Annotated in this window: 26 protein-coding genes; 11 read left to right on the top strand and 15 right to left on the bottom strand. The window is 68.9% G+C overall.

Annotated features, from left to right (window positions below):
- Nucleotides 1-54: 54 nt before the first annotated feature.
- A complete protein-coding gene (locus KDW96_RS15775; RefSeq protein WP_255837174.1) occupies nt 55-1,293 on the top strand; it encodes a TIGR03862 family flavoprotein in 1,239 nt (412 codons plus the stop codon).
- 51 nt (nt 1,294-1,344) lie between these two features.
- Here the strand turns inward: KDW96_RS15775 and rhlE1 are convergent, their stop codons facing one another.
- The 4 genes from rhlE1 to KDW96_RS15755 all read right to left on the bottom strand — a co-directional run bounded on the left by rhlE1 (nt 1,345) and on the right by KDW96_RS15755 (nt 4,213).
- Nucleotides 1,345-2,691: an RNA helicase RhlE1 gene (gene rhlE1, locus KDW96_RS15770; RefSeq protein ID WP_255837173.1), complete on the bottom strand. Its 1,347-nt coding sequence runs from the start codon at nt 2,689-2,691 to the stop codon at nt 1,345-1,347.
- Between the two features lie 117 nt (nt 2,692-2,808).
- Nucleotides 2,809-2,985: a DUF6435 family protein gene (locus KDW96_RS15765; RefSeq protein ID WP_255837172.1), complete on the bottom strand. Its 177-nt coding sequence runs from the start codon at nt 2,983-2,985 to the stop codon at nt 2,809-2,811.
- A gap of 130 nt (nt 2,986-3,115) precedes the next feature.
- The gene (locus tag KDW96_RS15760) at nt 3,116-3,733 is read right to left on the bottom strand and encodes a 3'-5' exonuclease (protein WP_255837171.1); all 618 of its coding nucleotides are present in this window, start codon (nt 3,731-3,733) and stop codon (nt 3,116-3,118) included.
- A 3-nt stretch (nt 3,734-3,736) separates the two neighbouring features.
- Nucleotides 3,737-4,213: an NYN domain-containing protein gene (locus tag KDW96_RS15755; protein ID WP_255837170.1), complete on the bottom strand. Its 477-nt coding sequence runs from the start codon at nt 4,211-4,213 to the stop codon at nt 3,737-3,739.
- 376 nt (nt 4,214-4,589) lie between these two features.
- Between KDW96_RS15755 and KDW96_RS15750 the strand changes: the two genes are divergently transcribed.
- On the top strand, nt 4,590-5,252 hold the full coding sequence (locus tag KDW96_RS15750; RefSeq protein ID WP_255837169.1) for a YciC family protein: 663 nt from the start codon (nt 4,590-4,592) through the stop codon (nt 5,250-5,252).
- A gap of 45 nt (nt 5,253-5,297) precedes the next feature.
- A complete protein-coding gene (locus KDW96_RS15745) occupies nt 5,298-5,708 on the top strand; it encodes a VOC family protein (protein WP_255837168.1) in 411 nt (136 codons plus the stop codon).
- Nucleotides 5,709-5,733: 25 nt separating this feature from the next.
- Here the strand turns inward: KDW96_RS15745 and KDW96_RS15740 are convergent, their stop codons facing one another.
- The 3 genes from KDW96_RS15740 to KDW96_RS15730 are packed head-to-tail and all read right to left on the bottom strand — an operon-like array spanning nt 5,734 to nt 7,609.
- Complete coding sequence (locus tag KDW96_RS15740; RefSeq protein WP_255837167.1) at nt 5,734-6,480, bottom strand: substrate-binding periplasmic protein; 747 nt, start codon at nt 6,478-6,480, stop codon at nt 5,734-5,736.
- Nucleotides 6,480-7,325 (bottom strand): SDR family oxidoreductase, encoded by an 846-nt coding sequence (locus KDW96_RS15735; protein ID WP_255837166.1) that lies wholly within the window; start codon nt 7,323-7,325, stop codon nt 6,480-6,482. The genes KDW96_RS15740 and KDW96_RS15735 overlap by 1 nt, the downstream gene beginning before the upstream one ends.
- 44 nt (nt 7,326-7,369) lie before the next feature.
- A complete protein-coding gene (locus KDW96_RS15730; RefSeq protein ID WP_255837165.1) occupies nt 7,370-7,609 on the bottom strand; it encodes a CDGSH iron-sulfur domain-containing protein in 240 nt (79 codons plus the stop codon).
- A gap of 102 nt (nt 7,610-7,711) precedes the next feature.
- On the opposite strand from KDW96_RS15730, the gene KDW96_RS15725 reads away from it, so the two are divergent.
- Nucleotides 7,712-8,734: an endonuclease/exonuclease/phosphatase family protein gene (locus KDW96_RS15725; RefSeq protein ID WP_255837164.1), complete on the top strand. Its 1,023-nt coding sequence runs from the start codon at nt 7,712-7,714 to the stop codon at nt 8,732-8,734.
- Between the two features lie 97 nt (nt 8,735-8,831).
- Nucleotides 8,832-9,578: a substrate-binding periplasmic protein gene (locus KDW96_RS15720; protein ID WP_255837163.1), complete on the top strand. Its 747-nt coding sequence runs from the start codon at nt 8,832-8,834 to the stop codon at nt 9,576-9,578.
- Nucleotides 9,579-9,591: 13 nt separating this feature from the next.
- On the opposite strand, the gene hrpB is transcribed toward KDW96_RS15720, so the two are convergent.
- Nucleotides 9,592-12,171: an ATP-dependent helicase HrpB gene (hrpB, locus tag KDW96_RS15715; protein ID WP_255837162.1), complete on the bottom strand. Its 2,580-nt coding sequence runs from the start codon at nt 12,169-12,171 to the stop codon at nt 9,592-9,594.
- Between the two features lie 138 nt (nt 12,172-12,309).
- Between hrpB and pmcY the strand changes: the two genes are divergently transcribed.
- The 5 genes from pmcY to KDW96_RS15690 all read left to right on the top strand — a co-directional run bounded on the left by pmcY (nt 12,310) and on the right by KDW96_RS15690 (nt 15,600).
- Nucleotides 12,310-12,726, top strand: a complete 417-nt coding sequence (pmcY, locus tag KDW96_RS15710) for a periplasmic Zn2+ metallochaperone PmcY (protein ID WP_255837161.1) — start codon at nt 12,310-12,312, stop codon at nt 12,724-12,726.
- Nucleotides 12,727-12,788: 62 nt separating this feature from the next.
- On the top strand, nt 12,789-13,643 hold the full coding sequence (locus KDW96_RS15705; protein WP_370295460.1) for a cation diffusion facilitator family transporter: 855 nt from the start codon (nt 12,789-12,791) through the stop codon (nt 13,641-13,643).
- A 77-nt stretch (nt 13,644-13,720) separates the two neighbouring features.
- On the top strand, nt 13,721-14,476 hold the full coding sequence (locus KDW96_RS15700; protein ID WP_255837160.1) for a VIT1/CCC1 transporter family protein: 756 nt from the start codon (nt 13,721-13,723) through the stop codon (nt 14,474-14,476).
- A 333-nt stretch (nt 14,477-14,809) separates the two neighbouring features.
- Nucleotides 14,810-15,289 carry an Lrp/AsnC family transcriptional regulator gene (locus KDW96_RS15695; RefSeq protein WP_255837159.1) on the top strand — a complete coding sequence of 160 codons (480 nt, stop codon included), beginning with the start codon at nt 14,810-14,812 and terminating at the stop codon, nt 15,287-15,289.
- A 92-nt stretch (nt 15,290-15,381) separates the two neighbouring features.
- Complete coding sequence (locus tag KDW96_RS15690) at nt 15,382-15,600, top strand: DUF2788 domain-containing protein (protein WP_255837158.1); 219 nt, start codon at nt 15,382-15,384, stop codon at nt 15,598-15,600.
- 47 nt (nt 15,601-15,647) lie between these two features.
- On the opposite strand, the gene KDW96_RS15685 is transcribed toward KDW96_RS15690, so the two are convergent.
- Nucleotides 15,648-16,214: a pseudouridine synthase gene (locus KDW96_RS15685; RefSeq protein ID WP_255840541.1), complete on the bottom strand. Its 567-nt coding sequence runs from the start codon at nt 16,212-16,214 to the stop codon at nt 15,648-15,650.
- A gap of 204 nt (nt 16,215-16,418) precedes the next feature.
- Between KDW96_RS15685 and ahr the strand changes: the two genes are divergently transcribed.
- Nucleotides 16,419-17,453 (top strand): NADPH-dependent aldehyde reductase Ahr, encoded by a 1,035-nt coding sequence (ahr, locus tag KDW96_RS15680; protein WP_255837157.1) that lies wholly within the window; start codon nt 16,419-16,421, stop codon nt 17,451-17,453.
- Between the two features lie 79 nt (nt 17,454-17,532).
- On the opposite strand, the gene amn is transcribed toward ahr, so the two are convergent.
- The 6 genes from amn to KDW96_RS15650 all read right to left on the bottom strand — a co-directional run bounded on the left by amn (nt 17,533) and on the right by KDW96_RS15650 (nt 24,628).
- Nucleotides 17,533-19,005 carry an AMP nucleosidase gene (amn, locus tag KDW96_RS15675; RefSeq protein WP_255837156.1) on the bottom strand — a complete coding sequence of 491 codons (1,473 nt, stop codon included), beginning with the start codon at nt 19,003-19,005 and terminating at the stop codon, nt 17,533-17,535.
- Between the two features lie 73 nt (nt 19,006-19,078).
- Nucleotides 19,079-19,408, bottom strand: a complete 330-nt coding sequence (locus KDW96_RS15670) for a DUF3703 domain-containing protein (RefSeq protein WP_255837155.1) — start codon at nt 19,406-19,408, stop codon at nt 19,079-19,081.
- Between the two features lie 5 nt (nt 19,409-19,413).
- Nucleotides 19,414-19,728, bottom strand: a complete 315-nt coding sequence (locus KDW96_RS15665; RefSeq protein ID WP_255837154.1) for a PaaI family thioesterase — start codon at nt 19,726-19,728, stop codon at nt 19,414-19,416.
- A 101-nt stretch (nt 19,729-19,829) separates the two neighbouring features.
- Complete coding sequence (locus KDW96_RS15660; RefSeq protein WP_255837153.1) at nt 19,830-21,479, bottom strand: acyl-CoA dehydrogenase family protein; 1,650 nt, start codon at nt 21,477-21,479, stop codon at nt 19,830-19,832.
- The gene (locus KDW96_RS15655; RefSeq protein WP_255837152.1) at nt 21,476-22,117 is read right to left on the bottom strand and encodes a TetR/AcrR family transcriptional regulator; all 642 of its coding nucleotides are present in this window, start codon (nt 22,115-22,117) and stop codon (nt 21,476-21,478) included. Before KDW96_RS15655 ends, KDW96_RS15660 begins: the two co-directional genes overlap by 4 nt.
- A gap of 90 nt (nt 22,118-22,207) precedes the next feature.
- A complete protein-coding gene (locus KDW96_RS15650) occupies nt 22,208-24,628 on the bottom strand; it encodes a hybrid sensor histidine kinase/response regulator (RefSeq protein WP_255837151.1) in 2,421 nt (806 codons plus the stop codon).
- Between the last annotated feature and the right edge of the window lie 135 nt (nt 24,629-24,763).

The following is a 24,763-nucleotide window of genomic DNA, read 5'->3' as shown; positions in this document are numbered from 1 at the left end:
ACCGGCAATGCGCTGGGGTAGAATGCGCGCTTTTCACCTGCCAGCGACCTGCCCATGACCGACTCGGCCCCTCATTCCGTTCCCCGCGCCGCCATCATCGGCGGCGGCCCCGCCGGCCTGATGGCCGCCGAGGTCCTGGCCCTGGCCGGCATTCGGGTCGAGCTGTATGACGCCATGCCGTCGGTGGGGCGCAAGTTTCTGCTGGCCGGGGTCGGCGGCATGAATATCACCCACTCGGAAGCCAAGAGTGCGTTCCTCGGCCGCTACGGCCAGCGCCAGAACGAGATCAGCCGACTGCTCGCAGACTTCGACGCCGAGGCCCTGTGCGCCTGGATTCACGGCCTGGGCATCGACACCTTCGTCGGCACCTCGGGGCGGGTGTTTCCCACCGACATGAAGGCCGCACCGCTGCTGCGCGCCTGGCTCAAGCGCCTGCGCGAGCTGGGCGTGCAGATCCACACCCGCCATCGCTGGCTGGGCTGGAAGGCGGACGGCGCCCTGCGCTTGGCCACGCCCGCCGGCGAGATCAACCTGCGGGCGGACGCCACCCTGCTGGCCCTGGGCGGCGGCAGCTGGGGGCGACTGGGCTCCGATGGCGCCTGGGTGCCCCTGCTGCAGGCCCGCGGCATCAAGACCGCGCCGCTGCAGCCGAGCAATTGCGGCTTCGAGGTAACGGGCTGGAGTCAGCTGCTGCGGGAGAAGTTCGCCGGCGCGCCGCTGAAGAACGTCAGCCTGCGCCTGGGCGACGAACCGCCGCGCCTGGGCGAGTTCGTGCTCACCGAAACCGGGGTGGAAGGCAGCCTGGTCTACGCCCTGTCGGCCGCCATTCGCCAGCGGATCAACCAGCAAGGCCGCGCCACCGTGACACTCGACCTGCTGCCGCAGAGCCCGCTGGCCAAGGTGCAGGCGGCGCTGAGCAAGCCGCGCGGCGCCCACTCCATGGCCAAGCACCTGCATCGCCAGGTCGGCATCGATGGGGTCAAGGCCGCCCTGCTGCGCGAGCTGGCGGCGAAAGGCTGCTTCACCGAGCCGGCGCGCCTGGCCGCCGCGCTCAAGGCCCTGCCGCTTACCCTGGTGCGGCCACGGCCGCTGGATGAGGCGATCAGCAGCGCCGGCGGCGTGCCATTCGAGGCGTTGGACAAAGGCTTGATGCTCGAGGCGATGCCGGGGCTGTTCTGCGCCGGCGAGATGCTCGACTGGGAGGCGCCGACCGGCGGCTACCTGCTCACCGCCTGCTTCGCCAGCGGCCGGGCCGCCGGGCTGGGCATGCTCGACTGGCTGCACAACCGCTAGGGTGCGCCGCGCGCACCACTAACCACAGATACCCGGTGCGCACGGCGCACCCTACGGCTTGCGGCCGCCCTTGGCCGGCTTGCCGCCGAGGCTCGGCACCTTGCGCACCGCCTTGGCCTTGGGCGTGTCGTCCTCCTCGAACCAGTTGCCGAGGTGCACCTTGCCCTTGCCGACGGCTTTGCCCGCGCCGGGTATGAGTTTCTGCTTGGGCTTCTTCGGTTTCTTCAGCACCAGGCCGCCGGCCTGGGTGACGGGCACCCTGTGGTCGGGGATGAAGTCCGGCTCGTCGACGCGCTGGATCACCTGGTTGATCAGGGTCTCGATGGCCGCCAGGTGTTCCACCTCGTCGGCGCACACCAAGGAGACCGCCTGACCCGTGGCGCCGGCGCGGCCGGTGCGGCCGATGCGGTGCACGTAGTCCTCTGCGACGATCGGCAGGTCGAAGTTGACCACCAGGGGCAGGTCGTCGATGTCCAGGCCGCGGGCCGCCACGTCGGTGGCCACCAGCACCCGCACCTCGCCCTGCTTGAAGCGCTGCAGGGCACGCAGGCGGGTCGGCTGCGGCTTGTCGCCGTGGATCGCCTCGGCGTCGATGCCGGCCTGCAGCAACTGCGCCTCCAGCTCGTCGACGCCCTTGCGGGTCTTGGCGAAGACCAGCACCTGGCTCCAGCGCTTGGCCTGGTACAGGTGCAGGAACAGCTCGGCCTTGCGCTTCTTGTCCACCGGGATCAGCCACTGCTTGACCGACTTGGCCGCGGCGTTGCGCGGGCTGACCTCAATGGACAGCGGGTCGCGCAGCAGCTCCTTGGCCATGGCGCGGATCGCCTCGGAGAAGGTCGCCGAGAACAGCAGGGTCTGGCGCTTTTTCGGCAGGGCGCAGAACAGCTCGTCCAGCTCGCGGGCGAAGCCCAGGTCGAGCATGCGGTCGGCCTCGTCGAGCACCAGGGTCTGCAGCTGGTTGAACTTCACCGCGTTCTGCCGGTACAGGTCGAGCAGCCGCCCGGGGGTGGCCACCAGCACGTCCAGGCCCTTGCGCAGCTTCATCATCTGCGGATTGATGCTGACCCCGCCGTACACCGCGTAGCTGCGCAGGGGCAGGTGCTGGCCGTAGGCCTGGAAGCTCTGCTGCACCTGCTCGGCCAGCTCGCGGGTCGGTACCAGCACCAGGGCGCGCACCGAGTTGGCGGACACCACCGGTCCCTCCATCATCAGCCGCTGCAGCAGCGGCAGGGCGAAGCCGGCGGTCTTGCCGGTGCCGGTCTGCGCCGCGGCCATCAGGTCGCGGCCCTTGAGGATCGGCCCAATGGCCTGGGTCTGGACGGGGGACGGGGTCTGGTAGTCGAGGCCGGCGAGGCTGCGCAGCAGCGGCTCGATCAGGCCGAGGGAGGCGAAAGTCATGGTGATTCAACCGGGCGTCAGCGCGCGAGAGCAAAGGCGCGCAGTTTAACAGGCCGGCGCCTACTGGCGCTCGGCTCAGTCATCGGCCGCAGGCTGTTGCGGGCAGGCAACGCGTGGCTAGGACTGGGACTTTTCCAACGGCTCGAGCTGCTTCCAAAGCGCGTCGGCTTCCTCGCTGAGCTGCGCGTAGCCGCGAATGTTGCCATTGCGCTGGGCGTTCATCGCCTCCTCGAGCTTTGCATCGTACTGCTTGCGCAGCTTCTTCAGCGGGTCGCTCTTGAACAGGCCGAACATGGGCATGCCTCCTCTGCATGGGCGCCCCGACTGAGCATCGAGGCGGGACTTCACCCTAACGCAAGTTGGCGTCGCGCCGGCCCGCCATTGTGTTGCAAGGCAATAAGCCCGCAGGGGCGAGCCGGCGGCTCTAGGCCTCGCGCACCTGCAGCAGGGCCAGTCCGATCTTCGCCGCCGGCACCTTCTGCAGGCGGCACAGCAGTTCGTGGCTGACCCGGGGGATGCCATGGCGCTCGCGCAGCAGCGTCGCCATGAAGCCCAGCAGGTTGGCGGCCATCTCCGCGTCGGCAAGGGCGCGGTGGGCCTGACCGGTGTCCGGCAGCCGCGCCCAGCGGTTGAGCACGCCGAGCTTGTGGCTCGGCGCCTGGGGCAGCAGGCGCCGCGCCAGCAGCAGTGAGCAGGCGAAGGGCTGGCGGCGCTGACGGCCGACCAGGGCCAGCTCGGCATCCCAGAATTTCTGGTCGAAGGAGGCGTTGTGCGCCAGCAGCGGCGCATCGCCGACGAAGTCGGCCACTTCGTGCATCACCTGCGCCGCCGGCGGCGCGTCGCGCAGCATGGCGTTGCTGATGCCGGTGAGCTGCTCGATGAACGGCGGCACCCGCACGCCGCTGTTCATCAGGCTCTGGTAGCGGCCGACGATGCGCCCGCCCTCGAGCATGGCCACGCCGATCTCGGTGGCGCGCGCGCCCTGGGCCGGCGCCAGACCGGTGGTCTCGAAGTCGAGCACGGCGATACGTTCGGCAGGCATGGCTCAGTTCCTCAGCAGCAGTGCGCCTTCGATCGGCACGTAGCGGCTGGCCGCGCGCACCAGCGATTGCGCGGTCAGCCCCGGCACGCCGTAGGCCACCGCCTCGACGCCGTAGCTGCGCACCTTGTCCAGCAGCAGGTCGAAGTCGCCGTCGCCGGACGCCAGCACCACCTCGTCGACCCGCGGCGCGGCGTCCATGATGTCGATGGTGATGCCGACGTCCCAGTCGCCCTTGGCCGAGCCGTCGCTGCGCTGGATATAGGGCTTGAGCTTCACGGTGAAACCGAGGTTGCGCAGGATTTGCTGGAACTGCTGCTGCTTGGCGTCGCCACGGTCGATGGCGTAGGCGTAGGCCTCGACGATCTGGCCGTGGCGGCTGATGTCGGCCCACAGTGCGGCGTAGTCGAAGTGGCAGCCATGGGCCTGGCGCACGGTGTAGTAGAGGTTCTGAACGTCGGCGAATACGGCGATTTTCTTCACCGGGAATCCTCGGCAGGCGGCTGACGGGCGGCGGCGCCCAGGTTAAATTCGACGCCCAGTATGCCAGCCCACGACCCAGGACAGTCGAAATGCCTCAGACAGACGTTCATCACCTGCCCGCCGCGGCGCTGCTGGTCATCGATATGCAGCAAGGCATCCGCGACCTGGCGCGGCCACGCAACGACCCCTAGGTCGACTCGGTGTTCGCCCCCGGCCCGCCGGAACTGACCGTGGAGCTGGCCACCGGCGAACTGGCGCGCCTGTTGGCCGGGCTGAGCGCCCCATCGCTGCGCTACCGTTCTACCTAAGTCGCTATTTTGAGCGGCCGACGGGATCGGCTAGAGTGACGAGCAGCTCATCCGACACGACCCCACCGATGAATCCCCTCCTCGCCCTGCGCGACGCCCTGTACTTCTTCAGCCATAACCTGCTGGCCATCGCGAGCCTGTGCCTGCCCCTGGTGGTGCTCGAGGCCGTGGTGCAGCAGCAGGTGACCAGCCAGGTGGGACTCGAGTCGGCGATGCCCTATCGCCTGCTGGTGGGGTTGCTGTTCTACCCCTTGTACACCGGCGCGCTGATCCTCTTCCTCGATGCCCGCAGCCAGGGCCAACCGCCGCGCCTGCGCGACCTGCTCGCCGCCAGCCTCGGCCTGTGGCCGCGCTTCGCCCTGCTGGCCGGGCTCAGCGCCCTGGCGATCATGCTCGGCGCCTCGCTGTTCATCCTTCCGGGGCTGTGGATCATGATCAAGCTGTCGTTCGCCGAGTTCCTGCTGATCCTGCGCGGCCTCGGCCCGCTGAAGGCGCTGCAGGAAAGCTTCGAACTGACCACCGGCTACTTCTGGCCGATCCTGCTGTGCGTGCTCGGGGTGATGGTGCCCCTGTGGCTGGTCGACTGGGCGACCCAGGCCGGCGCGGACGAGCAGCCCGACCTGCTGTACGGCCTGCTGCTCTACAGCCTCAATGGTTTCCTGCAGCTGTTCGCCACCGTGGTGCTGTTTCGCCTGTTCATGCTGCGCAGCGCCCTGCCGGCGGAAGGCTGAAAACGGGCTAGGCTGTCAGGGTCGTTTTCCAAGGAGGGCGGTCCCATGGCCGACGCCAATCCCAGCATCCTTTCCCACATTTCCCTGGGCAGCAATCGCTTCGACGAAGCCGTCGCCTTCTATGACCAGGTGCTGCCAACGCTCGGCTGCCGGCGCATTCTGGCCCACCCGGGCGCCGTGGCCTACGGCCGCGAATACCCCGAGTTCTGGGTACAGCGGCCCCACGACGGACGCCCCGCCAGCGTCGGCAATGGCAGCCACATAGGTTTCATCGCCCCCGACCGCGACGCGGTGGATGCCTTCTACCGCGCGGCACTGGCCGCCGGCGCCCGCGACGAGGGCGCCCCCGGACCGCGTCCGGACTATGGCGAGCCCTACTACGGCTGCTTCGTCCGCGACCTCGACGGCCACAAGATCGAGGCGACCTTCTGGGACCCGAACGCGCACCTGGAGTAAGGGCGTAGCCGATAGCCGCTGGACTTCAGGGAACCTGTACCCGGTAACGCCGGGCCGCCTCGGCGATCCAGCCTTCGGCGCGCAACTGTTCGAGCGCCTCGCTCACCCGTCGGTACTCGGCCTGCAGCGGCCGGCGCCGGGAGAAGCCGATGTACAGCTCGGTGCGCGCCGCCGGGCGATACGCCGCCTTGGCGATGCGCGCGGCCCAGCGCGGATCGCGCAGTTCGTAATCGACCTGGCAGTCGGTGCCTATCACCGCCCCCAGGCGCCCGCGGGCGAGCATCCCGAGCAGCTGGGCCTCGTTGTTGACCGCGGTCTTGCGCAGGTTCTGGTCCGAGTCGAAGGGTTCGAAATAGGCCGAGCCCAGCACCTGACCGACATTCAACTGCGCCAGCTGGTCATAGCGGAGCAGCGCCGGCGCCTGCTCGGGGGCGGTGTAGAAGCGCGGCGCACAGGCGTAGTAGGGGCGCGGCAGGTAGCGGACATAGGCTTCGCGTTCGGCGGTTTTGGCCAGGCCGGTCATCAGATCCGCCTTGCCCTGCTCCAGGGCCGCCAGCCCGCGCGCCCAGGGCGCGCGCAACACTTCGAATCGCAGACCGGTGCGCTGACTCAACTGCTCCAGCAGGTCGATATCCAGGCCCTGCAGTTCGCCGTTGTCATCGAGCATGCGGAACGGCGGCCAGAGGTCGGTCATTACCAACAGCGGCTCGGGCTCCGCCGCCTGCAGCGGACCACCGAACACCAGCAACAGGGCCAGTAAGGCTGCCCGCATCAGGCGCGGCCGGCCCTTTGTGGTTTGAGGCCCGACAGACGAGGCAGCAGCACCCGCTCGAAGAGCCGGGGAAAGAAGCGCGCCAGCAGCCGCGCGCGCCAGTCGACATTCGACAGGATCAGCAAGCGCTTGCGCTTGAGCGCGCCATGGTAGATAGCCTCGGCGACGTCCTGCGGCGATGTCACCTTGCCCATCGCCAGCGGCGGCTGGGCGGCCACCGAGCCATCACCGACCAGGGCGTTCTTGCGCAGGTCGGTGGCGGTGAAGCCCGGGCACACCAGCATCACGTTCACCCCCGAGCCCTTGAGTTCGTAGCGCAGCGTCTCGAACAGGCCATGCAAGGCGTGCTTGCTGGCGTTGTAGGCGCTGCGGTAGAGCAAGGGGGCGAACCCCGACAGCGAGCTGAGCACGATGACCTGACCGCCGCGGGCGATCAGGCTCGGCAGCGCCGCCTGGGTACAGTGCAGGGCACCGAAATAGTTGACCGCCATGACCCGCTGGAACACCTCCAGCCCGGTGTCGGCGAAGCTGCTGCGATGGGTGATGCCGGCATTGTTGACCAGCACGTCGATGCCGCCGAAACGCTCGATGGCCAAAGCCACGGCGCGCTGCACGGCGTCGGCATCGGCGACGTCACAGACCAGGCCCAGGGCCTCGGCGTTGTGGTGGTCGTCCAGGTGCTGCACCAGGCTGTCCAGGGCCTGCTGCTGCAGGTCGAAGATCACCAGGCGCGCCCCGGCCTGGGCCAGCCGCACGGCCAGCGCGCGGCCGATACCGGCGCAGCCGCCGGTGATCAGCACCACCTTGCGATCGAATACTTTGTTGGCGAACACCTTGCGGTACATACCCAGCCCCCCGGCATTTCTTGTTCTTCGGCTCCCGGCGCTCACTACAACCGGTTATGGCTACCATCGCAACAGGGTGGCGTGCCGGTGTGCTTGCAGCCGCAAAAGTACAAGGTATCACTGGTTTCGGCATGGTATTTCAACGGCGCGAGGCCGGTGCCCTTGTGGCTGCCGTCACAGAACGGCTGCTTCGCGCTGCGCCCGCAGCGACACCAGAAGTAGTCTTCGCCGGCTGTCACCTCGACCGCATAGGGCCCGCGCTGGGCAATCAGTGCTTCGCTCATACCCGCCTCCTCTTGTGAGCGAGCCAGGGTCGGCGCGGGGGCACTTCTCCGGTATGCTCGCGTCCTCCCAGCATAGTTCAAGGTCCCGCCGACCCACCCGCCATGACCCTGCCGCACCCGCTGCGCCTCGCCCTGTTCGGCCTGCCGCTCGTCCTCGCCCTGCTTCTCGCCCTGGTCTATGGTCTGGCCTGGCGGCCGGCCGCGCGCGAGGCCGCCGCAGTCGACTGCAACGCCCGGGCACCGGTGCTGCAGCCTGGCCAGGCGCTGAAGGTGATGACCTGGAACGTCCAGTACCTGGCAGGCGAGCGGTCGGTGGCGCTGGAGGAAGTGGTGCGGGTGCTGCGTGAGGAGCGGGCCGACGTGGTCCTGCTGCAGGAGTTGCAGGACGGCGCCAATTCGGACCAGCTGGCACTGCTGCAGGCGCGCCTGGGCCAGCTGTACCCCTGCCGCAGCCAGGCGCACTACCGGAAGGCCGGGGCGATCCCCGAACCCTGGAATATCGGCGCCGCCGACCTGAAACTCGGCACCCTCAGCCGCTATCGCATCGACCGCGCCGAGCGCCTGCAGTTGCCGCAGCTACCGGCCAATCCGCTACGGGGCCCGTTCAATCCGCAGCGGGCCCTGCTGGTCAGCTACTTGCCCGTGCGCGGCGGCGGCCGAGTGGCGGCCATCAACACCCAGCTGGATGGCTTCGCCGCGAACGATGACACCCAGCAGCGCCAGGTGGCGAGGGCCTCCCGGCTGCTCGCGCGCCTGCAGCACGACGGCACGCCCTGGCTGCTCGGCGGCGACCTCAACCCGTTGCCGCCGGAGCAGCAGCCCAGGCCGGCCCTGGGCAGCCATGGTGACGCGGCGGACCCACTGGGCCGGCTGGCCGGCAGCTACCCGATGATTCCCAGCCTGGAGCAGGCCAGTGGCCCGCGGCAGGCAGCCTGGCACACCCACTTCGCAAAGGATGGGCACGAGCCCGGCGTCGGTCGCACCCTCGACTACCTGTTCCACAGCCCACTCCTGACGCCGCTGGATGCCCGGGTGCGCCAGCACGACACCCGCGGCATCGCCGAGCATCTGCCAGTGCTGGCCCGCCTGCTGCTGCCGGCGCTCGACCAGGCCGATACAAGATGACTGCAACGCGTGCTGGACAAATGCCATGGCACTTGGCCATTCTCGGTGGCAGTAACTCCTGATAACAACAAGACGGCCAAGAGCCGCCGGGTACTCGATGCCAAGACTCCTATACCTCGCCCTGGTTGCGGCCCTGTACTCTACGACCAGCCAGGCCCAGACCGTCGCCGGCAGTCCACAGCCGGTGATCCAGGTCGGCTTCTATGAGTTCCCCCCCTACTCCTATTGCGACGACCAGGGCCGCCCCCAGGGGCCCGCCCTGCGCCTGACCCAGCGCCTGCTGCAACAGGCCGGCTACCAGGCGCATATCCGCGCCTACCCCAGCGCGCGCCTGTACAGTGAACTGCAGGATGGCGGCGTGCATATCTGGCCCGGCGCACCGGGCAAACCCGAACTGGCGGAGCACACCCTGGAAAGCCGTACGCAACTCGGCGAGGCGGTGCTCAATCTGTACTTTCGCCGCGACACCCTGCTGCCACGCATCCCCGACGACCTGTACGGCCGTGGACTGATCCTGATCAGCGGCTACAGCTACTGGCCGTCGGTCAACCGGCTGATCGACGACCCGGCCCTGGACATCCGCCAGCATCGCACCGGCAGCCATGTCTCGGCGCTGGAAATGCTCCAGCGCGGACGCGGCGACTTCCTCCTGGACTATCAGGACCCGGTGGAACAGGCGCGCGTCGAACTGGGCGTGCCGGAGCTGCCCTTCGTCCAGCTGCACCGCCTGCCGCTGAAGCTGATCATCTCGCGCCATGCCCCGGGCGCAGAGGCTCTGCGCGATGCCCTGGATCGCGCCTACCAGGAGCTGCGCGCGGCCGGCGCGGACCTGAGCCTGAACTGAACGCCGCGGCGCCTCATTTTCTCGGTTTGGCCCGCGCGGTAGGTTCGGCGATCAGCGGATCGTCCGGCCAGTAGTGCTTGGGGTAGCGCCCCTTGAGGTCCTTCTTCACTTCGGCATAGGTACTGGCCCAGAAGCTGGCCAGGTCCTGGGTCACCTGCACCGGCCGGCGCGCCGGCGACAGCAGGTGCAGCTTGACCAACTGTCGGCCGCCCGCCAGGCGCGGCGTCTCGGCCAGGCCGAACAGCTCCTGCAGGCGCACCGCCAGCACCGGCGGGCGCTCGCTGTAGTCCAGGGCGATGCGCGAGCCGGACGGCACCTGCAGGGTGCGCGGCGCCAGTTCGTCGAGCCGCTGCGGCAGCGGCCAAGGCAGCAGATTCAGCAGCAGGCTCGGCAGATCCAGGTTGGCGAAGTGGCTGAGGCGGGTGACCTTGCCCAGGTAGGGCTGCAGCCAATCCTCCAGGCTGGCCAGCAGCGCGCCATCGGACAGGTCCGGCCACGCGCTCTTGCCCTGGGCGGCCAGGTCGAGATCGCGCAGCAGCTGCACCCGCGCCTGCCATTGGCGCAGCTCCGGAGTCCAGGGCAGCAACGCCAGGCCCTTGCGCCGTACCAGGCCCAGCAGGGCACGACTGCGCTGCGCCTCGTCGAGATCGGCCAATGGCTCGCGGCTGAGCACCAGCTCGCCGACCTTGCGCTGGCGCTCGGCGCGCAGCACGCCTTCGCGCTCATCCCAGTCGAGCACCTGCAGGTCGCTAACCTGCTCGGCCAATATGCTGTCGAACAGTACCGGCTCGAGCTCGGCGGCCAGGTAGATGCGCTCCTCGCGCTGGCCCTGGCGGCTGCCCAGGTCGGCCAGCACCAGCCATTCGTGCTTCATCAGCCCGTCGGCCTCGGCGAGCAGCGCCGCGCGGCCGTTGGCCAGGCGGTACTCGGCGCCGCCGGCACGGCGCTGGCAGGCGACCCGGTCCGGATAGGCGAAAGCCAGCAGGGCGCCGAGCCAGCGCGGGTGCTCCGGGTCCGCCACGGCCGCGCCGACCGGGCGCGGCCTCAGGTAGCCCTGGAACTGCCGCGCCAGCTGCCGAGCCCGCTGCACCGCGCCTTGAGCACCGCGCGCGGCCTTGTGCTCGCCGTTAAGCAGGGCCAGCCGACTGTGCAGGTCGGCCCCGGGCAGGTTCACTCCGGGCAGGCTCGCCCCGCCGCCACGCAGGATGTCCCGTTCCGAAAGCAGCGCGGCAAGGTCGCAGGCCAGGGCGCCGAGACCCAGGTCCTGGCCGCGCAGCAGCAGGTGGGCGAGGCGCGGATGGCTCGGCAGCTCGGCCATGGCCTGGCCATGGGCGGTCAGCACGCCATGATCGTCCAGGGCGCCGAGGCGCTTGAGCAGGTCCTGGGCCTGGGCATAGGCGGCCGGCGGCGGCGGATCGAGCCAGATGAGCTCGTCCGGGCTGACGCCCCAGCGCGCCAGCTGCAAGGCCAGGCCGGCCAGATCGGCCTGGAGGATTTCCGCCGCCGCATAGCTCGCCAACTGCTCGTGCTGGGCCTGCGACCACAGGCGGTAGCAGGCCCCCGGCTGCAGGCGCCCGGCGCGGCCGGCGCGCTGGGTGGCCGAGGCGCGGGAGATGCGCTGGGTGTCCAGACGGGTCATGCCACTGCCCGGATCGAAGCGTGGCACCCGCGCCAGGCCGGCATCGACCACCACGCGCACGCCGTCGATGGTCAGGCTGGTCTCGGCGATGTTGGTCGCCAGCACCACCTTGCGCGTGCCTGCCGGCGCCGGCTCGATGGCCGCGCGCTGGGCGCCCAGTTCCAGCTCGCCGTGCAGCGGGCACAGGCGGACGTCGGCGCGCCCGCCCAGGGCCTCGGCCAGCTGCTGGCTGACCCGGCGAATCTCCGCCTGCCCGGGAAGGAACACCAGCAGGCTGCCCGGCTCGTCGTCCAGCGCCTGCAGCACCGTCTGCACCACCCGCGGCTCGGGCCATTCGCCGGCCTGCCAGGGCTGGCCCCAGCGAATGTCCACCGGATACATGCGCCCCTCGCTTCGCAGCACCGGCGCCTCGCCGAGCAGCGCGGCCAGGCGCTCGCCCTCCAGGGTCGCCGACATCAGCAGCAGCTTCAGCGCCGGCTCGCCGCTGTCGGCGTCACGCCCCGCTGCTTCACGAAATAGCGCGCGACCATTGAGGCACAGGGCCAGGGCCAGGTCGGCGTCGAGACTGCGCTCGTGGAATTCGTCGAAGATCACCAGGCCGACGCCCTCCAGGGCCGGATCGTCCTGCAGGCGGCGGGTAAGGATGCCCTCGGTGACCACCTCGATGCGCGTGCGCGGGCCGACCTTGCTGTCCAGGCGGATGCGGTAGCCGACGGTCTCGCCGACCCGCTCGCCCAGCTCGCTGGCCAGGCGCTCGGCGGCGGCCCGGGCGGCCAGGCGGCGCGGCTCGAGCATGAGGATGCGCTGCCCGGCCAGCCAGGGTTCGTGCAGCAGGGCCAAAGGCACGCGGGTGGTCTTGCCGGCGCCCGGCGGCGCTTCCAGCACCGCCTCGTGGCGGCGGGCCAGGGCCTCACGCAGGTCGGGCAACAGGGCATCGATAGGCAGGGAATTCATCACGGCTCCAGTTCAGGGCCGCGATTATAACGGCCAACGCCGCGCGCCCCGAGACTTGTGATGGTGACGTTCACCTCGCAGCAGTTTTGCCGCAGACGCCTTGCTATAGTGGCGCCGACTTTCATATGGAGGTGCCCGATGCACAAGCAAACCCGCCTGATCGGCGGCGTCCTCGCCGCCACCCTGCTGACCCAGCTGAGCGCCTGCGGCACGCTGCTCTACCCCGACCGGCGCGGACAGATCGAAGGCCGGGTCGACCCGGTAGTGGTGGCGCTGGATGCCATCGGCATCCTGTTCTTCGTCATTCCCGGGCTGATCGCCTTCGGCATCGACTTCGCCACCGGCGCCATCTACCTGCCCAACGGCCAGTACTCCATGGCGCCGGAAACCCTCAAGCAGGCGGTGGACGCCGAGGGGCGCGTCGACAATGCCAAGCTCAAGGCGCTGATCGAGCAGCACACCGGCCACAGCCTGCCACTCGACGACCCGCGGCTGATCCAGCACAGCGCAAACCTCGAGCAACTGGCCGCCCATGGCCTAACGCCGGCGGCGTAGTTGTCGTCCCCGCAGGCGGACACACCGTGAAGTTGAAGCTGGCCCCGCAGCATGCGCGGCTGATGCGCCAGGCCAGCGCCGCGGCACTGGCCACGGCGCTGACCCTGGCCCTGGCCAAGGCCATCGCCTGGTGGCTGAGCGGCTCGGTCAGCCTGCTTGCCGGGCTCACAGACTCACTGCTCGACGGCGCCGCCTCGCTGCTCAATCTGCTCGCCGTGCACTACGCCCTGCGCCCGGCGGACGAGGACCATCGCTACGGCCATGGCAAGGCCGAAGCCCTGGCCGGACTCGGCCAGGCCCTGTTCATCGCCGCCAGCTCGGTGCTGGTTGCGGTGCAGGGGGTCAAGCGGCTGCTCGATCCGCAGCCGCTGACGGCCGAGACCCTGGGCATCGCCGTGATGCTGCTGTCCCTGGCACTGACCCTCGCCCTGCTGCTGTTCCAGCGCCATGTGGTGCGTTTGACCGGCTCCACGGCGATCCACGCCGACTCGCTGCACTACCACTCCGACCTGCTACTCAACGGCAGTATCTTGCTCGCGCTCATCGCCGCCAGCCTGGGGTGGCCCCAGGCCGACGCCCTGTTCGCCATCGCCATCGCCGGCTACATCCTGTGGAGCGCCATCAGCATCGTGCGCGCAGCCGTGGCGGTGCTGATGGACCAGGAACTGGCCCCCGAACTGACCGAACGCATGCACCTGCTGGCCTGCGGCGTGCCCGGCGTGCTTGGGGCCCACGACCTGCGCACGCGCATCTCCGGCACCCACTGGTTCGTCCAGCTGCACGTGGTGCTGCCCGGCGAGCTGTCGCTGAGCCAGGCCCATGGCCTGTGCGACCAGGTGGAGGCGGCGATCACCCGTGAATTCCCACGCGCCGAGGTGCTGGTCCACGCCGACCCGCCGGAGGTGGTCAAACCCTGAGGCCCGCTTGCGCCCCAGGGCCCCACCATGGATTGCGCATATGCTTAACGGGCCTGTCTTGTCCGGAGGCCCCGCCCGTGAAAAAGACCAGCCTGGAAGAGCTCTATCGCCAGCACCAGCCGGAGGTGATCGCCAAACGCCTGAACACGGGCAACCGCTCCCAGGACATTTCCGACGCCGTGCTCGGCGCCATCGACGGCTGCATCACCACCTTCGCCGTGGTGTCCGGCGCCTTCGGTGCCGGCTTCCCTGCCTCCGTCGCGCTGATCCTCGGCTTCGCCAACCTGCTGGCCGACGGCTTCAGCATGGCGGTGAGCAACTACGAGGCGATCAAGGCGCAACGCGAATTCCGCGAGCAGACCCGGCGCATGGAAGAAGAACACATCGACCGGGTACCCGACGGCGAACAGGAGGAAGTCCGCCAGCTGTTTCGCCAGAAGGGCTTCGAGGGCGAGACCCTGGAAGCCATAGTCGAGACTATCAGCCAGGACCGTGAGCTCTGGGTCGAGACCATGCTGGTGGAGGAGCACGGCCTGCAGAAGACCGAAGCCAGCCCCTGGCGCTCGGCGGCGGTGACCTTCGCCACTTTTATCTTCGCCGGCGCCATTCCCCTGCTGCCGTACTTCGTTCCGGGCCTGCCCCTGCCCTGGCAGTTCGGCCTCAGCGCGGGCCTGGCCGCTGCGGTGTTCTTCGCCATCGGCATGCTCAAGAGCCTGGTGTTCACCAAGCCGCTGCTGATCTCGGGCCTGAGCACCCTGCTGACCGGCGGCACCGCGGCCGCCCTGGCCTATTTGACCGGCTATCTGCTGCGCCAGGCCTTCGGCATCCTCTGAGCCACGCCGCGAGCGGGCAAGAAAAAGGGGAGACCTCGCGGCCTCCCCTCTGCAATGGTGTCCTGTGCTGGCAATGATGTCGCCGCTTTCGTCGCCCGCCTGGTTGGGCAGTGCGGACCCGGGTGCCGTGGCGGCCCTGTAGGACCGGCGGCGCCGGCGCACCTGATTGGGCGTGCCGGGTGGACGTGTCGTCCGGGCCGTGAAACTGAGGTAAATCTTAGGGCAACGGCCGCGACAGATGATTGCTAATATTGCTCAATGAAGCATAGCTTGCGCAATTTTCTACTAGCCAGGCATCACTCAACGCAATTTATCAAACAAAGCAGACAGAACATGCACAGACTTGACCGCTACGACCTGAGTATCCTCGCCGAATTGCAGCGTGACGCCACCCTGTCCAACCAGGACCTGGCCGAGCGTATCGGCCTGTCGCCCTCGCCCTGCTCGCGGCGGGTCAAGCAGCTGCAGGACGACGGCTATATCCTCGGCCAGGTGGCCCTGCTCGACCGCAAGCAGCTCGGCCTGACCCTCACCGCCTACGTGCTGATCGGCATGGACCGGCACACCCCGGAACGTTTCGAGCATTTCCAGGAGTCGATCCGCCAGTGCCCGGAGGTGCTGGAGTGCTGCCTGGTCACCGGGATGGACGCCGACTACCAGCTCAAGGTAGTGGTGCCGGACATGGACCACTACCAGAAATTTCTCCTCGGCACCCTGACCCGCATCGACGGGGTGTCCAGCGTGCGCTCGAGCTTCGTCCTGCAGCAGATTCTCTCCAGCACCCAGCTGCCGCTGCAGCACCTGCGCGGCTGATCGCCGCAGGCCGACCGGCGTCGGCTGCGGGCACGGCCAGGGCGGGTATAATCGCCGCCCTTCGTTGTCCCAGTCCTATCCGCGAGGCGCCCATGGAAACCGAACAGTTCGAAGCCCTGATGATGTACGTGCTGGTGGGCGGGCTCATGCTGTTCATGTTTTTCATCATCTGGGACCTGGCCAAGAAGTCCAAGGCCGGGCGTCTGGGCACCGCCATCCTGTTCCTCGGCCTGGGCCTGTGCCTGTTCGCCTTCCTGGCCAAGCCGATCATCACCTACATCATCGAAGTAACGCGCGGCATCCAGGGCTGAAGCCCCCCATCGCCTCGTCTGCGCAGGGTGCGCAGGGTGCGCCGTGCCTACAGCTGGGCCGGCACCTCGCGCCACTGGCCGGGTTGCAAGTCCTCCAGCCCCCAGGGGCCGATCCGCACGCGCACCAGGCGCAGGGTCGGCAGCCCCACCGCCGCGGTCATGCGCCGCACCTGACGGTTGCGCCCTTCGCGAATCACCAGCTCCAGCCAGCGGGTCGGCACGCTCTTGCGGAACCGCACCGGCGGGTCGCGCGGCCACAGCTGCGGCTCGTCCAGCAACCGCGCCTCGGCCGGCAGGGTCGGGCCATCGTTGAGCGGCACACCATCACGCAGCGCCTGCAGCTGCTCGGCCGTCGGCTCGCCCTCCACCTGCACCCAATAGGTCTTGGCCAGCTTGTGCTTGGGGTCGGCGATGCGCGCCTGCAGACGGCCGTCGTTGGTCAGCAGCAGCAGGCCTTCGCTGTCGCGGTCCAGGCGCCCGGCCGGATAGACGCCGGGCACCGCAACGAAATCCTTGAGGGTGGCACGGCCCTGCTCGTCCTGGAACTGGGTCAGCACGTCGAACGGCTTGTTCAACAGGATCAGCCGCGGCTCGCTCGGCGGCGCCTTGGCCACGCGGCGCGCGGCAGGCTGGCCAGATGGGCGGCGATGGGCAGCGGAACGGGGCGGACGGGACATGACGCTTCCAACGGCGATGGGCGGGAGCCGCAGTGTAACCGACGGCGTTGCCCCATCATCACCCACGGTGATGGGGGCGCCGGCGCCCGACAGGGCGACTAAGCTGAGCGGGTTGTTTCTCTTCGCACCGAGGCAGTTCCCATGAGCAATTCCGAATCCGTACTCGAGCGTTTCACCGGCTGGGCCGCCATGGCTCCCGGCGCCGCCCTGCAACGCCACAGCTACGACCCGGGCCCGCTGGGCGCCGAGGAGGTCGAGGTGGCCGTCGAGTACTGCGGCATCTGCCACTCCGACCAGTCGATGATCGACAACGAGTGGGGCATGAGCCGCTACCCCTTCATCCCCGGCCATGAGGTGGTCGGCACCATCGTGCGCCTCGGCGAGCAGGCCCGTGGCCTGAAGCTCGGCCAGCGCGTGGGCATCGGCTGGTACAAGGGCAGCTGCATGCATTGCAGCTCCTGTATCGAGGGCGCGCACCAGCTGTGCGGCACGGTGAAGCCGACCATCATCGGCAGCAACGGTGGCTTCGCCGACCGCCTGCGCAGCCACTGGGCCTGGGCCGTTGCGCTGCCGGACGGCCTCGAGCCGAGCCTGGTGGGACCGCTGTTCTGCGCCGGCTCCACGGTGTTCAGCCCGCTGCTGGAGTTCGGCGTCAAACCCACCGACCGGGTCGGCGTGGTCGGCATCGGCGGCCTCGGCCACCTGGCCCTGGGCTTTCTCAACGCCTGGGGCTGCGAGGTCACCGCCTTCACCTCCTCGCTGAACAAGCAGGAGGAGGCCAAGCGCCTGGGCGCGCACAAGGTGGTGGCCTCCACCGACAGCGCCGCACTGGAGGCGATTGCCGGCAGCCTGGACTTCCTGCTGATCACCGCTAGCGCCGACCTGGACTGGCCGGCCCTGATCGGCACCCTGCGCGGCAAGGGCCGCCTGCACTTCGTCGGCATCGCGCCGAGCGCCATCCCGGTGCACGTGTTCAACCTGATCCCGCAGCAGAAGAGCCTGTCCGGCTCGCCGGTGGGGTCGCCGGCGAACATGGCGAAGATGCTGGAGTTCTGCGCCCGCCACCAGATCCTGCCGCAGGTCGAGCACTTCCCCATGAGCAAGGTCAACGACGCCATCGACCACCTGCGCGCCGGCAAGGCGCGCTACCGGGTGGTGCTGGACGCCAGTAAATAAGGAGATATCTACCCGGTAGGGTGCGCCCTGCGCACCGTTGCGTGTGGACGCCTGGTGCGCAAGGCGCACCCTACCCGACCTAGCGGAACGGCGGCTCGTCGAAGCTGCGCAGCTTGCGCGAGTGCAGCGAGTTGAGCTGGCTGCGCAGCAGGTCCAGGGCGGCGATGCCGATATGCAGGTGCTGGGTCACCGCCCGCTCGTAGAAGGCGCCGGCCGCTCCGGGCAGCTTGATCTCGCTGTGCAGCGGCTTGTCCGAGACGCACAGCAGGGTGCCGTAGGGCACCCGCAGGCGATAGCCCTGGGCGGCGATGGTGCCGCTCTCCATGTCCACCGCCACCGCCCGCGACAGGTTGATCAACGGGCGCTCCTGGGCCCAGCGCAGCTCCCAGTTGCGGTCGTCGTAGGTCAGCACGGTGCCGGTGCGCAGGCGCTTCTTCAGCTCGTCGCCCTGCTCGCCGGTGACCTGCCGGGCCGCCTCCTGCAGCGCCTGCTGCACCTCGGCCAGAGCCGGCAGCGGAATGTTCGGCGGCAGCACCCGGTCGAGGATGCCATCGCGGCGCATATAGGCGTGGGCCAGCACGTAATCGCCGATGGTCTGCGATTGGCGCAGGCCGCCGCAGTGGCCGATCATCAGCCAGCAGTGCGGGCGCAGCACCGCCAGGTGGTCGGTGATGTTCTTGGCGTTGGACGGGCCGACGCCGATGTTGACCAGGGTGATGCCATCGCCGTCGGCGGCCTGCAGGTGGTAGGCCGGCATCTGGTAGCGGTGCCAGACCACCGTCTCGATGATCGCCTGCATCTCGCCCTCGGCCATGCCGCGCTCGATCACCACATTGCCCGGCAGCACCATGCGCACGAAACGCGAGTCACCGACCAGCACGTCCAGGCCGTGGCGGATGAACTGGTCGACGTAGCGGTGGTAGTTGGTCAGCAGGATCCACGGCTGCACGTGGCGCCAATCGCTGCCGGTGTAATGCACCAGACGGCGCAGGGAGAAATCGACCCGCGCCGCGTCGAACAGCGCCAGCGGCAGCGGGTCGGTGTTCTCCCAGTCGTTCAGGCCGTCGGCGGTGCCGTCGGTGGCGGCCGACAGATCGGTACTGGGGAAGACCCGCGCCAGCTCGGCGGCGGTGACCCCGGAACCGGCCAGTTCATCGCCCTGCTCGACCACATAAGGGTAGGGAATATTCTGCTGACTGATGCCCACCTCCACCTGCACGGTGAAGTCCTGCATCAGCGGCCGCAGCTGCTCCAGCAGGTATTTGCGGAACGCCGCCGGCTGGGTCACGGTGACGCTGTAGGTGCCAGGTATCTGGACCTTGGCGAAGGCGCGCACGCTGGCCGGCGCTTCACCCTGGCCCTGGTAGGTCAGGCGCAGTTCGGGATAGCGGAACTGGTGGTGCTGCTCGGCGTCGGGCTTGATGCGCGCCTTGAGGTAGCGCTTGAGCGCCTGACTCAGGCCGGCGGTGGCTTGCTCGTGCAGGGCGGCCAGACGGTCCACCGCCTCCTCCGCGCTGTGGGCGACGATGAAGTCTTCGGAGCTGGGGTTCACAATGGTGCTTCCTGGCTGAACTCAGGCCTCTATCTTGCCCCTTTCGTCAGGCCTGGCGATAGCGCGGCGTTGCTCAAGGCAGCAGGGCCTTCAGGTCGTCCGGCAGCGGCTGCGCCGTCAAGGCACCCACTCGCCGGGTTCCGGGGTTGCCGAGGGGATAGAGGCCGAACAGCGAGCCGAGGCTGCCGGGCAGGCGCAACAATTGCGCGGCGAGCTCCGCCCAGTCGCGCTGCCGCCAGGCCCAGGCCAGCAGCCACAGGTGGCTGCGCAGATGATCGACGAAACGCGGCTGGCCGAGAATATGGGCGCGCTCCAGATGCTGCAGCTCGCCGCGGCTATCGCCGGCGGCGCGTTTCTCCCGGGCCTGGCGGTACTCGTCGAGGAAGACTTGCTGGCGGGTCATGACGGCTACTCCACTGTGGATTCGCCGTCAGTCTGCGACCTCGGGGCCGCCCCGGGGTCAAGCGGTTGGGTGAAGCGCGCGCTCGCCCGGGCGCAGAGGCGCCCTTGGCAGTCCTGCAAGGAGGCTTCGGCCATCACCTGACGGCCGTCGCGATGCAGCAGCTGCGCCTCGACGCTCAGCGGCACCGCTTGCGCGTCGAGCGGCCGCAGGTAGGTCACCTCGAGGCTGGCCGTCACGTAGACCGCGTCGGGCTCGGCGGCCGAATAGACCGCCAGTCCCAGTGCGGCATCGAACAGCGTGGCCGTGTAGCCGCCGTGCACGCCGCCCAGAGGGTTGAAATGCTCGGCCGTCGGCCTGACCGAGGCCGCCGCCGAGCCAGTCGAGCAACTGGTCGAACACGCTGGCCGGGCTTGCCACGTGCTCAGACCAGATGGGGCGTGCTGCGCGCCAGCAGGGCCTGTGCATCCAGTCCCCGCGGCAAGGTGCCATAGACCCGCCCGCCCTGGCCCAGGCGACTGGCGATAAAGGCATCGGACACCGCGGCATTGCCGGCTTCCAGCAGCAGCTTGGCCTGCAGCGCCAGGGCCACGTCCTCGGTCAGCTGACGGGCGCGGTACTGAATATCGGCCTTGTCGGCGAAGGCCGCCTGCAACCCCTGGATATGCGCCCTGAGGCGGGCATCGCCGTGGCCGTCGCCCAGTTCGGCGAACAGCGCATCCAGCACCCCGGGCTCCTTGGCCAGGGCCCGCAGCACATCCAGGCACTGCACGTTGCCCGAGCCTTCCCAGGTCGAGTTGACCGGCGCCTCGCGGTACAGCCGCGGCAGGATGCTGTCCTCGACGTAGCCGGCGCCGCCCATGCACTCGGCGGCCTCGTTGATCATCGCCGGGGCGCGCTTGCAGATCCAGTACTTGCCCACCGCGGTGACCAGGCGCGCGAACTTGCTCTCCTGCTCGTCCTCGGGCCGGTCCAGGGCCCGGCCCATGCGCAGGGTCAGGGCCAGGGCCGCCTCGCTTTCCAGGGCCAGGTCGGCCAGCACGTTCTGCATCAGCGGCTGCTCATTCAGCACCCGCCCCCCCACCTGGCGGTGGGCGCAATGATGCGCGGCCTGGGTCAGGGCCTGGCGCATCAGCGCACTGGAACCGACCATGCAGTCGAAGCGGGTCAGCGCCACCATCTCGATGATGGTCGGCACGCCGCGGCCCTCTTCACCGACCATCCAGGCCAGGGCGCCGCGGTACTCCACCTCGCTGGAGGCGTTGGACCAGTTGCCCAGCTTGTTCTTCAGGCGCTGGATGTAGAACGCGTTGCGCGTGCCGTCCGGACGGTGGCGCGGCAGCAGGAAGCAGGTCAGGCCCTTGTCGGTGTAGGCCAGGGTGAGGAAGGCGTCGCACATCGGCGCCGAACAGAACCACTTGTGGCCAACCAGCTCGTAGGCCTGGCCCGGACCGCCGGCACCGACCGGGTAGGCCCTGGTGGTGTTGGCGCGCACGTCGGTGCCGCCCTGCTTCTCGGTCATGGCCATGCCGATGGTCGCCCCGCCCTTCTGCTCGATCGGCAGGTTGCGCGGGTCGTAGCGGGTCGAGAGGATCTTCGGCAGCCAGGCATCGGCCAGATCCGGCTGCAGCCGCAACGCCGGCACGCTGGCGAAGGTCATGGTCAGCGGGCAACCGCTGCCCGCTTCGGCCTGGCTGTGCAGGTAACTCATGGCCGCGCGCGCCACCTGGGCCCCGGCGCGCGGTTCGGTCCAGGGCATGGAGGGTATGCCGTGCTCGATGGCGGCGCGCATCAGCTGATGGTAGGCCGGGTGGAACTCGATCAGGTCGATACGATGGCCGTAGCGGTCATGACTCTTGAACACCGGCTTGTTCTCGTTGGCGAGAAAACCCGCGGCCATCAGCTCGCCGCCGGCCAGGGCGCCGTAGGCGTCGATCCGCGCCTCGGCCCAGCCGCCCTGATAGTGACGCGTCCACTCCTGCAACGGCTGGTCGATACGGTAGAGGTTGACGCCGTCCAGCGGCGGTACCTGGTTGAGCACCTCATGGGTTTCGGCAAGCAGGTTCGGCTTCACGGTTGTGGCTCCTCGGCGCCGACGGCGCGCAGGCAGAAGGTGACCAGGCTCTGGCTGACGTCGCCCAGGTCCTGAGTAAGGCGTCCGGCCTCGCGGGCCGCCCGGGCCGGCGGCGACAGCGGCCCGACCAGGGACTCGGCGATGGCGCCGACCAGGCAGGCGGCGACCAGGCCGGCATCGGTCAGGCGGAACTCACCGGTGGCCATGCCCTCTTCCAGCAGACCGACGAACAACTCGGCATAGGCCTCGCGGTAGAGCAGGCGTTGCTCGTCGACCTGCGGATCGACCGGTTCGGCAATCAGGGCGAAGGCCAGACGGCGGCTGTTCCAGGCGCGGCCGGCAAACTGGCGCAGGCCGGCGGCCAGCCGCGCGCTCGGCCGGCCGGGGCCGGCCAGGACGGCGGCCAGGGCATCCAATTCGCGCTGGCTGGCGGCGGCGAACACCTCGACGGCCAGCTCACCCTTGCTGCGAAAGTGGCGGTACAGGCTGCCAGTGGCGATGCCCACGTCCTCGGCCAGGGCCTGCATGGTCAGGGCGGCGAAACCGCCGGCGCTGACGCGCGCCAGGGCGCAGGCGAGAATGCGCTCGCGCAGCGCCTGGTTGCGCTCGAGGGTCAATACGGCGGCAGGGTCGCTCATGGCCTGAATCCTGATTCACGATGCATCCAGTGAATCAGGATTCAATCCGGTAAAAAAGGGGGATCTACGGCAAAACAGCCGGCAAAACCGTCAGGACGACTGCGCCCTGCTGGCGGCTTCCGCCTCCGATTCCGGCCGTCGGCTGAGGACCCACTCATGCAACAGCAGGCGCAGCGCCTCGAACTTCACCGGCTTGGCCAGGTAGTCGTTCATGCCGGCGGCCAGGCAGCGCTCGCGGTCGCCGCTGTGGCTGTGGGCGGTGATCGCCAGCACCGGCAGCTCGGCACAGCCCGGAAGGGCGCGCAGCGCCCGACAGGTGGCGAATCCGTCCATCACCGGCATCTGGCAATCGAGCAGCAGCGCATCCACGGTTTCGCGGCGCAACACCTCGAGGGCCTCGGCGCCGTTGTCGGCGGTGCGCACCCGGTAACCGAGCTTGAGCAGCATGCCGCGGGTCACCAGCTGGTTGATCGCGTTGTCCTCCACCACCAGCACGGTGCACTGCTCGGGGCGGCGCACGGCCTGGGCGTTGAGGCGCCGCAGCGGGCTCGCCTGCGCAGCCCGCTGCACCGGCAGGGCCAGCTCCAGGTCGAGACGGAAACGACTGCCCAGGCCGGGCTGCGACTCATGCCTGAGGCGCCCGCCGAGCAGCTCGACCAGCTGCCGGCAGATCGCCAGGCCGATGCCCAGGCCGCCATATTCGCGGGTCATCGAGCCATCCAGCTGCTGGAAGCTCTGATAAAGGGTCGCATCCTGGGACTCGCCGAAGCCCACGCCGGTATCGCGCACCTCGATGCTCAACGGCAGCCCTTCGCCCGGCTCAGCGCCGCGTCCGACCCGCAGGCTGACCTCGCCGGCAGCGGTGAACTTGATGGCATTGTCGAGCAGGTAACCGAGACTCTGGCCCAGCTTGCCGGCATCGCCCTCCAGGGTATCCGGCAGGCTCTCGTCCAGCTCCAAGGTGAAACGCAGGCCCTTGTCCTCGGCTCGCGGCGCGTACTGCGCCAGCAGCCCGTCGAACAGCCCGCGCAGGCTGAAGGGCTCGCGTCGCGGGTAGAGCTTGCCGGCCTGCAGCTCGGTCAGCGCCAGGATGTCGTTGACCATGCGCATCATGTCCCGCGCCGAGCCGGCGGCGGTCTGCTGATACTGGGCCAGCTCGGTGTCCAGCTTGAGCGTCTGCATCAGTTCCAGGGAACCGATCACCCCGTTCATCGGGGTGCGCAGCTCATGGGTGACGGTGGCGAGGAACTCATCCTTCAAGCGGTTGCTGTTGGCCAGTTCCTGGTTGAGCGCCTCCAGCTTGTGGCTGCTGTCCTGGAGGATGCGGTTGCGCTCCTCCTTCATCGCGTTGATGCGGTCGGCCAGGGCCAGGGACAGCAGGCCGACCTCGAGGGCCGAGCCGATCTGGCTGGCGTACATGGTCAGGAACACGTTGGGCAGATAGCCGAGCACCATCAGGGTGTTGATCACCCCGCCCGCCAGGAACGCGGTCCAGGCGATGATGAAGTAGCGCGCCACGCGCAGACCGCGCAGCCAGGCAATGATCCCGGCGGCGAAAATCTGCACGCTGAACGCCAGTGCCAGATAGGTCGCCAGGCGCAGCGACAGCGCGTAACTGGCGGTCAGCGCCAGCACCATCACCGCGCCCCCGGCGGCCATCAGCAACAACAGGCCGCGGTCGACCCAGGGACTGTGCTCGCCGGTGTGCAGAAAACTGCGGGCGAACTGACAACCGAACAGCCCCGTCGCGCCGACCAGGAAGGGCGTGGCGGCGTTCGCCCACCAGGGGCTGTCGGGCCAGAAGTACTCGATGCCGGCACCGTTCACCGAGACCTGGTAGAGGCCGAACGAGGCGATATAGAGGATGTAATACAGGTAGCTGGTGTCGCGCACGCTCAGGTAGATGAACAGGTTGTAAACCAACATCCCCAGCAGCACGCCGTAGATGATCCCGAGCACATAGATGCGCCCCGGCTGCTCTTCCATGTACGCCGTCGGCGACCAGAGGGTCAGCGGCGCCTGGATGGACCCCTGGCTCTGCAGGCGCAGGTAGATGCGCCGCGCCTGATTCGGCTGAAAGTCGAGTTCGAACAGGTAATTGTTCTGCTTGATCTGCCGGTTGCTGAACGGCAGGGCATCGCCCGTGCGCTCGGCCAGGCGGAAACCGCCTCGGCCGTCGTCCAGATAGAGTTCCAGGCGGTCCAGCGGCGGGTAGGCCAGCTCCAGCAACCAGGACCGCCGCCCCTCGGCGCTCGTTGGCAGATACTCCAGGTCCAGGCGCAACCAGAACACCGAGTGCGAGTAACCGGCGTTCAGCACCGCCTTGTCGTGGCGGCGGAAACTGCCCTGCAGCGCTAGCGAGGTGATGTCGGCAATGCTCGCATCGCCGCGCACGTCCTCGAATACATCAATGGCCTCGCCGAGCGGCAAGGCGCGGGTACGCTCGTCGAACGTCACCGCGCCGGCCAATAGCGGCCACAGGCCGAACAGAAGGATCAGGATGTAACGCATGAGGCCCCACAAAGGCAATGTCGGTGTCCGCCGCAGAGCCCCACCCCCGATGTGGCGCCGCCTCGCATGGCCTGGTCAGACGATTGCCCAAAACTCTAGCACAGCCCCAGGCCGAAAAGCCGTCCGCATCGACCG

Source organism: Pseudomonas benzenivorans, assembly GCF_024397895.1.
Lineage (GTDB): Bacteria > Pseudomonadota > Gammaproteobacteria > Pseudomonadales > Pseudomonadaceae > Aquipseudomonas > Aquipseudomonas benzenivorans_A.
The sequence above is the reverse complement of the archived record's forward strand: the minus strand, read 5'-3'. Positions and strand labels throughout refer to the sequence as shown.